This is a genomic window from Arthrobacter sp. ISL-72 (assembly GCF_018613755.1).
Classification (GTDB): domain Bacteria; phylum Actinomycetota; class Actinomycetes; order Actinomycetales; family Micrococcaceae; genus Arthrobacter.
In genome coordinates this window covers 18,839-27,718 of record NZ_JAGGPP010000011.1, presented here as the reverse complement: position 1 = coordinate 27,718, position 8,880 = coordinate 18,839, and the positions used below count along the sequence as shown (strand labels likewise).

Below are 8,880 nucleotides of genomic sequence, written 5' to 3'. Positions count from 1 at the left end.
GTGAAACGCCGTATCGGTGAGCCCGTACCCGCACGCGGCCTTCCAGCGCAGGTCGTACGTCAAAGCCTCCGCCGCTTCGCGGTCAGAAAGACCCTGCAACGCCTGCAGCACCAGCACCGATCCGATCACGGGTGCCGGAACTGAAGGGCGGCCCCGCCGTGACGGGAAGAGGTCCTCCATCATTGAATCGGGAAACAACCGGCCCCGATGCCCGGCCAGAAAAGCGAACACACTGCCCGGAGCCAACAACTCCCCGGCCAGTGCCTCCACATCCAAATACCCGCGCTGCGCGTCCTCGCGTCCCTGCATAAGACCAGTCTTAACCACCAGCCGCGCCAGTCCAGCCGACGCGCCTTGACGCTCGCGATTAATTCAGCAGGCTCCTAGGCGCCAAGGTACAAATTGATTCAGTGGTTGCTGTTTCCTGAAAAGCACACAAGGTACTGCCACCGGTTTGGTCAACTCCATGACCTGGCGCACCACTTGGCGACGATGCCCGGCGAAGGATCGGTTTACGGACACTCATGCGCCATAAAGCGATCACAGAACGCCGCCACGAAGCGTTAGCATCCACACCCGTAACCGCGGGCATTTCGAAGAGCGCGAAATAGGGCGGCGCGGCGGCCGGTGGAGGACCGGCTTACGGACGCACTGTGGATGAACCTTCAGGGCCGCTTTGACGGTTTTGTGTCGGGCCCGTTGCCATGATGGGATTGCGTAAATCGACTGGAGCCCTAATGCCGTCAACGCCGGATTGAACGTAGGCCGTTTGCGCCGAAGCGAAAGGTTGCCGGTGGCGCCAGACGAAAGTGCCCTCCTGGTCAGCAGCCATCGAACTTCTGCCCTAACTTCGAGTGGCGGACTTCAGTATGGCGCTGATGACCCCGGGAAATCGCGACTGGACTTCCGCGGTCCTTGGCCAATTAAGGCGGCTGTTGCCTGGGCCGAGTTCCTGACGGATGAGGCCCGATTCCCGGAGGACTTTGAAGTGCGCGGAAAGCGTTGATTTGGAAAGTTCGGTTTCGAAGGTTCCGCAGGTCTTGCCAGGGTCGGTGTTGATGTCGGCAAGGAGCCGAAGCCGGGTGGGATCGGCGCAGGCGTGCAGGATAGTGGACAAGTCGAGGTCATCGATCCGGGGGTGAAATAGGGGTTTCACGCTGGCCTTTCTTTTGTCACACCATCATGTACAGTGTTCGTGTATTCGTCAACTAACGAACACCTGGAGTCTCCATGAACCGAACCACTTCACTCGCCGCCGTCGGCAGCCTGGCAACAGCCCTGGCCTGGGGAGGAATGTTCACCATCGCCAAAACCGCATTTTCCCATCTGGGGCCGTTCCAGCTGACGGCCGCCAGGTTTATCGTGGCAACGATCGTCTTCATGGTGATCCTCGCCCTTAAAGAGGGGCCCCGGGCCCTCGTCCCCGGTAGGAGGGTCGGCGCCCTGTGGCTGGTGGGAACCATTGGCTTCGCAGGATTCAACATGCTCATGTACGCCGGCCTGGCCTACTCGGCACCACAGACTATCTCCCTGGTCATGGCGACCCTGCCGATGGTCACACTGTTCGTTATGTGGGCCCGCACGAGGAAGCGCCCGGCTGGCCTGGTGTTCTTCTTCTCCGCCATCGCGCTCGTCGGTGTCGCCATGGTTCTGGGGAACGGGAACCCGGCCGCGGTCCTTCAGGGTGGTCTCGGCCAGGGAGTGCCACTGACTTTTGCCGGTGTTGTCGCGTGGGTCCTCTACACGACCCGCCGCGGCGCTTTCGCAGAGTTGAGCCTTCTTCGGTTCACCACGCACACCTGCCTGCTGGGAACGGTTTCCATCATCGCCCTCACTACCGTACTGACATGGAACGAGCCGCTCATATCCGTCGGGGACGTCGGCGCCGTCATCTGGCAGATCCTCTATATGGCGCTTCCAGCCACGGTGCTGGCAGTGCTCGCCTGGAATCAGGCCGTCGCCGTTTTGGGTGCAGCCAATGGGGTGCTGTTCATCAACCTCGTCCCCATCACGGCCTTCACCATCGAAGCCATCCATGGTCACCAGCCCACGGGCGGCGAAGTCGCCGGAGTGACCCTGACGCTCGCTGCGCTTCTGGCCGTAAACCTGGTCGCACGCCGGAAGGCGAAAGCGACCCCGTGGGTCGAGGCCACCCAGACCCTGATCGATGCACCCAGGGAACACAAGGCCACCGCCAGCTAACCGCAGAAGCCCTCTGCCGCCAAGGAGTGCTGGCTGCGCCGGGGGCGGCTCCTGCCTCGTAGATTTATCGCTACGCCGCCCAACGCGAGGTCCTCGGGAACGAGTGTGCGCATCCCAGTGATTTGTTTCACCGCTGCCAATAGTCCTGGGTTTTCGGAGAGCTAGTCGTTCAAAAGCTTTTCCGCAAACTACCGGTACTCTTTGCGGAAGTGCATCGTAATGCGGCTAGCCTGATCGGATGAAGAAGTTGGCTGTCGTTACCGGCGCTAACCGGAATCTGGGTCTGTCCCTGGTGAATGAGTTCTCGGAGTCCTGCTGGAGCGTCATCGCCATCGGGCGATCACCGCAGCCCCAGAACACCGGAGCCCAGCCACAAGACGTGATCCGGTGGCCGGGCAAGGAGCGCCGGCCACGAGCGAACAACATGCTTCGGTGCGACGTCGGGGATGGCCCGGCGTTATCCTCTGGTCGATCCTGGTCGTTGGGTCCATCTACCTTATGGGCAGCGGCCTGTTGAGGTCATTCTTCATATTGGGATACCAGCCGGTGCCGGGTTATGAGGAGGACTTACGTGTCGGAAGCCTTTACATACTGGGTGGGTCGGTAGCGTCGCTGGCGGCGGCCGTTTGGTCGTTTCTGCGCGGCCATCCTTATTGGGTTACGGCGTTCGTGGCGGCGCCTGCGATCTTGGTTGGCGGTGTCGCCTTTCTGTGGCCAACCAGCGGACTGCGGCAGCTCGTCAGCCTCTTGGCCCTTCCTGCCCCATTGGCGGGAATTGTTGGCGGTCTGATAGACCGGGGCTACCGCCGAATCCGGTAGGAGAGTGCAGAACCGCACCAGTGTTAGCTGCCGAGGCCCTCTGACGAAAAAACGGCGACGGTGAGGTACGCGAAGATGACCGTGTAGGCGCAGCCGACGACGAGAGCGGCGATGGCCAAGCCGCGGCCGCGTTCGCCTGTGGTCTTGATCTGGTTCAGGGCGATGAACCCAAGGATGACGCCGGTCACCCCGATAATGAACGATGAGGCAAATGCGGCGATGGCAAGGGTGTTGGTCCTGACAGGGGCGGATCCGTCGCCCTGGTGCTGCGGTGGCGGCGCCTGGTTTTGAGGAGTGCCCATCGGTGATGCGATGCCCTTTCGTGTCCGAAGTGGGTCCGGGATCCTCCATGCGGAGCCCCCAGAACCCGTGCGCGCATCCGAGGTAAGCGGCTTCAGCGCTGCCAATATTCCGGCGTTCTCGGAGAGCTATTCGTTCAAAAGCTACTCCGCAAACTACCGATATACCGATGTAGACCACTCCGCCGAAGGTGTTCAGGTTAGGAGAGGGCACCGACAATGAATGGTCTCCACCATGTTGCATCTGATGCAGGATCCGAGGCGCGCCCCATGGCGAGAGCTGTGGGTCGCGCTCCTTGGGCATCGCTAATTGCACCATCGCTGTTGGATCCATTGAAGGGTGCTCTTGCTGGATAACTCGCGGCGGCGCTTGAGCTCCGCGGGCACATCGTGAGTGAGCGTGGCAGCGTGCCGCCAGTAGCTGGCCAGGATAGTGAGGAATCCGTCGACAGCCTGCGGATCCGCGTCGGTGGCCCGAGCGCTTTGGAGGAATAGGCTCTCCAGATCTGTTGATCCAGCGTCGGATTCCAGAAGCAAGCAGACGACATCAACCCAGTCCGGACCTATGCACGCCCGGCCCCAATCAAGAACCCAGATCTGCCCGCGTTCGTCTATTTTTAGGTTGTCGTGCCGCAGGTCGAAATGGAGCAGCGTTTCGCCATGGACCATGCTCTCCCATGATCGTTCGAGACGGGCAAGCCGGAAGGTGTTCCCGTTCCCACCGGCTCAGCTCCCCTACGGAGAGCAGCGCGCAGGATCCAGTCGCTAGGAGCTGGGACCACGTTGAACAACGGCCCCTCATCCGATCAGCGACGGTCGGCAGGCTTGGCACAGGGCTCGGGGTGAGCCGGAGCGAGAACTCATCCAGCATTTTCATAACTGCCAAGAGCTGATCGCGCTGCCATGGCTCATCCGGTGTTTGCCCTTTGGCCACATCGAACACCAGGAGAACCCAGCCCTCCACCGATCCTTCGAATAACAACCGCGGCGTTGGGACTTTGAAAGCAAGCACCTTGGCCACGCGTGCCTCAGTCATGTAGTCCGCCGCAGAAGGCGAATTCAGCGGAACAGCCTTTACGAAGAACACGTCCCCGGATACGGTCAACAATCCGGCCAACCCGCCGGAATAGCCACCGATTGTGGACGTAAAGGTGAGTGCCTCGCCGTTGACCTGTTTCCGCAACCAGTCATGCACTCCCGCAGGCAGCCGCCTCCAATGATCGTCATCCACGAAGTCATGCAATCAGGCTTGGCCAATAACTTCAACGGAACCAGACGTCATGCTGACCCAACGACTACCAGGTCGCTCACAGTTCTGATTTCGGAGAGCTATTCGTTCAAGAGCTACTCCGCAGGTTACCGATACGTCTCAGCCGTCCGGTCTCAGTATGGGTGAAGGCACCGACAGTGAACGGGTTGTACCCAATGGGGACAGGGCGGTTTCTCACAAACGTCGCAACAGGTCTGATGCGAACGTACCAGGCGTCGGGTGGGTTCGAAGACTAGTACTACTCCCGGAGCGTCGGACACGTGGCGCTCTGATGTGTCTTATAACTAACAGTTGGTATGCCGGCCGATTCAGTCAGCAGGTTTCAAGACATAGTTACGAGAATCACCAAAAGCGGAGTGAGTTGCGGGATTTGCAAGAACCAGAAATCCTGCCGACGCAGCCAATGTTCGACAAGTGAGACACCTCGTATCCCAAGGGTTATGACAATGAAGTTTTCGTTTTCAGAACTTTTTTACACGGTGTCCGATGTCTTCTGCACTGAGCCGCTGATGGAGCCGGCATGCCAGCCGGAGCCGACGGACCGGTTATATTTCAGCGTCTCTTCTGATCTCTCTGAGCGCATTCATGAATCCTTCTGAGCAGCCGCTGGATCCGGCGAGTCGGTCGATGTTGAGCTCGTCAATGTTCCGGCCGATGACCGCGTTGGACAGCGCGGCGGCGAACCGTTGCTGGTATCCCAGCGAGGTCTGATCCTGGGCTGGGGTCGTGATCTCGATCGTGGTGACGGCGCCGCGGTCCAGTGTGAGAGTGACGTCTTGATGCGAGGGTAGGCTCCCGTACACTCCACGTGCGGTGTAGGACCCGTCCCGATACTGCACCGCCGCCGGCATTACAGATGAATCGGAGACCGCCGCTGATGGCGCGATTTGGTCAGAGTTGTTCACCGGGACATTGCTCCCGCTGCAGCCAGCGAGGGCCAGTCCAGCAGCCACAGTCGCGCCGGCACCCGCGGCCAGTCGTGTGCGGGATGCTATCTGGGTTCCTTTGGTTTCGGGAACGGCTTTCGGGGCGGTCGAAGCTCGGACTCTAGCCGCCAACTTTGTGGTTTCCTGCTGTGATTGTAGCGAGGTCATGGCGGAACGTTTCGGGCTCATTGGTGACCGGCAGATTCACATCGTCTTCGGCCGCGTCGAGGGATTCGCCCGAGTCTGGCGTGAGTGAGGCGAAGACGGGGGTGAGCTCGTCTTGTCCGGGTCCGTGGTCGGCGATGAGTTCGAGTGTTTTGTGGTTGGCTGCGTCGATGTGGAGGCTGTCGATGAGGACGCGGGCGATCTGGTCCCGGGCGATGACGCCGTCGGCGGGTGAACCGGCCTGTCGTTTGTCGCCCTGGAGCATGACAATGGTGCGCTGGTCTGGTTGGTTGTAGTCGAACCAGCCCGGCCGCACGATCGTGTACGGGTTGCCGCTGGCCCGGACGAGCCGCTCGCTGCGCAGCTTCCAGGTAGCGTAGGCGACTCCCGGGCGGGTAGTGCCGATGGCTGTCATCAGGGCGATACGGGCCCGCCGGCCACCCAGAGCCTTGAGGACGTTGGCGACGCCGGCATAGTCGTTATCCCGCACGTCGCGTTCACTGGTGGTTGACCCGTGGGTGAAGACAATTGCGTCCACCTCCTGGACAGCCGCGGCAAGGGTTTCGGGACGGGTCAGGTCACCGACGACGAGTTCGACGCCGTCCGGAAGGATTTTGGCGGCGCGGGCCTTGTCTCGGACGAGGGCCCGCACGGTGTAGCCCTGCCGCAGCGCTTCGGCCGCGGCGTAGCGGCCGATGCTGCCGGTGGCGCCGGCAATCAATACCGTTGACGGACGATTGGTCATCGTTTCTCCTTGACTGAGGCTTCTGTTGTTTCGCGCTGGGTGGCGGCCCAGCTGGCGAGGACTTTCAGTGCGTCCTCTGAGGGTGTGTTGGGGTCGGCCGTGTAGACGTTGATGCGCAGTCCCGGGTCGGCGGGAAGTTCCATTGCCTCGTAGCTCAGGTCCAGGTCGCCGACGATCGGGTGGTGCAGGCGCTTGCGGCCGGCGCGGTGGTACTTCACATCGTGCCGGGCCCACCGGGTGCGGAACTCTTCGCTGCGGGTCGAGAGTTCACCGACCAGGTCGGTGAGGTCTTTGTCGTAGGGGTTTTTCCCGGCGGTGGACCGCAGGACAGCGACGACGTCGTCAGCGGCCCGCTCCCAGTCGATGAAGAATTCGCGTGCTTTGGGGTTCAGGAAGGTGAACCGCGCGCTGTTCGGCGGAGCGTCCCCCTCTGCCATCATGTCCAGATATAGTGCCCGGCCCATGTCGTTGGCAGCGAGGACATCCCCGCGGTCGTTGCGTACCCAGGCGGGCGCCGTTGTGATGGCATCGATGACGCGTTGCACGCTCGGCCGAACTGTGTGCGGGCTACGCTTGCGGCGGACCCTGGGGGAAGCGGTCGCGGCGCGGGCCAGGTCGAAAAGGTGGGCCGTTTCGGCGTCGTCAAGTTTCAAGGCGCGGGCGAGGGCTTCGAGGACACTGTCGGAGGCGCCGGAGAGGTTTCCGCGCTCAAGGCGGATGTAGTAGTCGATGCTCATGCCGGCGAGCATGGCAACTTCCTCGCGGCGTAGGCCGGTGACGCGGCGGTTGCCGCCATAGGCCGGCAGCCCGGCTTCCTCGGGCGTGATCCTTGCACGGCGGGAGCTGAGGAACTTCCGCACGTCGTCGCTGTGTGTCATGGCAGCCACGCTACGCCGCCGTCCGAAGGCGAGGGAGGGACTGTCATTACCCGGAACGTCAGTGACTCCCGGACCGTAAGAATTCGCGGTTGCATGGAAAGCATGAAACCGGCACCTACCACCGCCCCGCATCCGGGAGCGATCCTGGCGATCATCCTCGCCAGCTACTTCATGATCCTGCTGGACAACTCGGTCATCTTCACCGCGCTGCCCAGCCTTCAGGCCGACCTGCAGCTGAGCACCAGTGAGCTCTCCTGGGTCCAGGATGCCTACACGCTGGTCTTCGGCGGGCTGCTGCTCCTCGGCGCGAGGGCCGGTGACCTGCTGGGGCGGCGGCGCGTTTTCGTGTTCGGGCTGGTGGTGTTCTCGCTCGCGTCGCTGCTGATCGGACTGGCCCCGGCGGGTTGGTGGGCGATCGCCGGCCGCGCCGTGCAGGGTATCGGGGCTGCGATCGTGGCCCCCGCGTCCCTGTCACTGCTGACGGCGAGCTTCCCCGAAGGCCGTGAGCGCACCCGGGCGGTGTCCCTCTACGGCGCGACTGCAGGGATCGGTGCCAGCCTCGGCCTGGTCATCGGCGGGGCACTGGCGCACTGGATTTCCTGGCGCGCCGGGTTCTTCGTCAACGTCCCGATCGGCGCGGCGATGATCGCCCTCGCTCCACGGTTCCTCCCCGAAACGGGCCGGGCCAGCGGCCGCTTCGACGTGGCCGGGGCGCTGACTGCGACCCTCGGCGTGGGTGCACTGGTATTTGGGATCATCAATACCGCTGAAGTGGGCTGGACCTCGCCGGTCACCGTTACGGCTGTGGGCGCCGGTGTCGTACTCCTGGTCTTGTTCGTGCTGATCGAACGCAAGGCGGCCCAGCCGATCATGCCGTTGCGGCTGTTCGCGAGCCGCCGTCGCACTGGCGCGTATGTGGCACGCTTCCTCTACCTCGGTGCGATGATCGGGTTCTTCTTCTTCACCACCCAATTCATGCAGGAAGTCCTTGCCTTCGACCCGCTGCAGGCCGGTCTCGGGTTCCTGCCCATGACCGCCGTGAACTTCGCCGTCGCGATGAGCATTCCGCCGCTGGTCAGGCGGATGCCGGGCTCGGTTGCCCTGCTGGCCGGTATCCTGATCACCCTCGCCGGGATGTTCTGGCTCAGCCGCGCCGGCGTCGACTCCAACTACTGGACAGGAGTCGCCCTGCCGATGGTCCTCATTGGCGCCGGTCAGGGGTTTGCCTTCGCGCCGCTGACCTCATTCGGCATCATTGGTGCCCCTGCGGCCGACGCCGGCGCGGCTTCGGGTCTGGTGAACACCTTCCACCAGGTTGGTACCTGCCTGGGGCTTGGTATCGCGGTCGCGGCCGCAGCCACGATTCCCACCGGAGGCTTTGCAGCGGTACACCTGGCCGCGCAGGTCAGCGCAGCGCTCACCACGGGCAGCGTCCTCCTTTTCCTGGCCCTGGTCACCACAGCGGCCCTCATCCTGCCCGCAGATATCGCGGTCCGGCGAGCCGGAAAAACACGGACGGTCGCGCCCGTGCCGGAGGCTGAGCCCGCCCGCTGAACTGTCTAAGACCCGACCCCCC

Annotated in this window: 8 protein-coding genes and 1 pseudogene; 2 read left to right on the top strand and 7 right to left on the bottom strand. The window is 62.7% G+C overall.

The features are described from left to right. Together J7I92_RS12155 and J7I92_RS12150 are read right to left on the bottom strand one after the other, a co-directional pair. On the bottom strand, window positions 1-309 hold a 309-nt coding region (locus J7I92_RS12155), incomplete at its 3' end, for a transposase (RefSeq protein ID WP_214840820.1). 535 nt (window positions 310-844) lie between these two features. Continuing rightward, window positions 845-1,156, bottom strand: coding sequence for a helix-turn-helix transcriptional regulator (locus J7I92_RS12150; protein ID WP_214840818.1), 312 nt, complete (start codon window positions 1,154-1,156; stop codon window positions 845-847). Window positions 1,157-1,230: 74 nt separating this feature from the next. On the opposite strand from J7I92_RS12150, the gene J7I92_RS12145 reads away from it, so the two are divergent. Then, window positions 1,231-2,202, top strand: a complete 972-nt coding sequence (locus tag J7I92_RS12145; RefSeq protein WP_214840816.1) for a DMT family transporter — start codon at window positions 1,231-1,233, stop codon at window positions 2,200-2,202. Between the two features lie 842 nt (window positions 2,203-3,044). Here J7I92_RS12145 and J7I92_RS12140 read toward each other — a convergent pair. The 5 genes and pseudogenes from J7I92_RS12140 to J7I92_RS12120 all read right to left on the bottom strand — a co-directional run bounded on the left by J7I92_RS12140 (window position 3,045) and on the right by J7I92_RS12120 (window position 7,304). After that, window positions 3,045-3,323 carry a DUF4190 domain-containing protein gene (locus tag J7I92_RS12140; RefSeq protein WP_214840814.1) on the bottom strand — a complete coding sequence of 93 codons (279 nt, stop codon included), beginning with the start codon at window positions 3,321-3,323 and terminating at the stop codon, window positions 3,045-3,047. Between the two features lie 303 nt (window positions 3,324-3,626). After that, a pseudogene (locus tag J7I92_RS12135) lies at window positions 3,627-4,004 on the bottom strand (phosphotransferase); the annotation flags it as partial. Between the two features lie 1,131 nt (window positions 4,005-5,135). Next, window positions 5,136-5,684, bottom strand: a complete 549-nt coding sequence (locus J7I92_RS12130) for a hypothetical protein (RefSeq protein ID WP_214840804.1) — start codon at window positions 5,682-5,684, stop codon at window positions 5,136-5,138. Continuing rightward, window positions 5,638-6,426, bottom strand: a complete 789-nt coding sequence (locus J7I92_RS12125) for an SDR family oxidoreductase (protein ID WP_214840802.1) — start codon at window positions 6,424-6,426, stop codon at window positions 5,638-5,640. Before J7I92_RS12125 ends, J7I92_RS12130 begins: the two co-directional genes overlap by 47 nt. Beyond that, complete coding sequence (locus J7I92_RS12120; RefSeq protein ID WP_214840800.1) at window positions 6,423-7,304, bottom strand: helix-turn-helix transcriptional regulator; 882 nt, start codon at window positions 7,302-7,304, stop codon at window positions 6,423-6,425. Before J7I92_RS12120 ends, J7I92_RS12125 begins: the two co-directional genes overlap by 4 nt. A 102-nt stretch (window positions 7,305-7,406) precedes the next feature. Between J7I92_RS12120 and J7I92_RS12115 the strand changes: the two genes are divergently transcribed. Beyond that, a complete protein-coding gene (locus J7I92_RS12115; RefSeq protein ID WP_214840799.1) occupies window positions 7,407-8,858 on the top strand; it encodes an MFS transporter in 1,452 nt (483 codons plus the stop codon). Window positions 8,859-8,880 lie beyond the last annotated feature (22 nt).

Bases quoted from the DNA above. Each gene is read 5' to 3' on its own strand.
- J7I92_RS12115 (WP_214840799.1), top strand. From the start codon at position 7,407: ATGAAACCGGCACCTACCACCGCCCCGCATCCGGGAGCGATCCTGGCG.
- J7I92_RS12125 (WP_214840802.1), bottom strand. From the start codon at position 6,426: ATGACCAATCGTCCGTCAACGGTATTGATTGCCGGCGCCACCGGCAGC.
- J7I92_RS12140 (WP_214840814.1), bottom strand. From the start codon at position 3,323: ATGGGCACTCCTCAAAACCAGGCGCCGCCACCGCAGCACCAGGGCGAC.
- J7I92_RS12145 (WP_214840816.1), top strand. From the start codon at position 1,231: ATGAACCGAACCACTTCACTCGCCGCCGTCGGCAGCCTGGCAACAGCC.
- J7I92_RS12120 (WP_214840800.1), bottom strand. From the start codon at position 7,304: ATGACACACAGCGACGACGTGCGGAAGTTCCTCAGCTCCCGCCGTGCA.
- J7I92_RS12130 (WP_214840804.1), bottom strand. From the start codon at position 5,684: ATGACCTCGCTACAATCACAGCAGGAAACCACAAAGTTGGCGGCTAGA.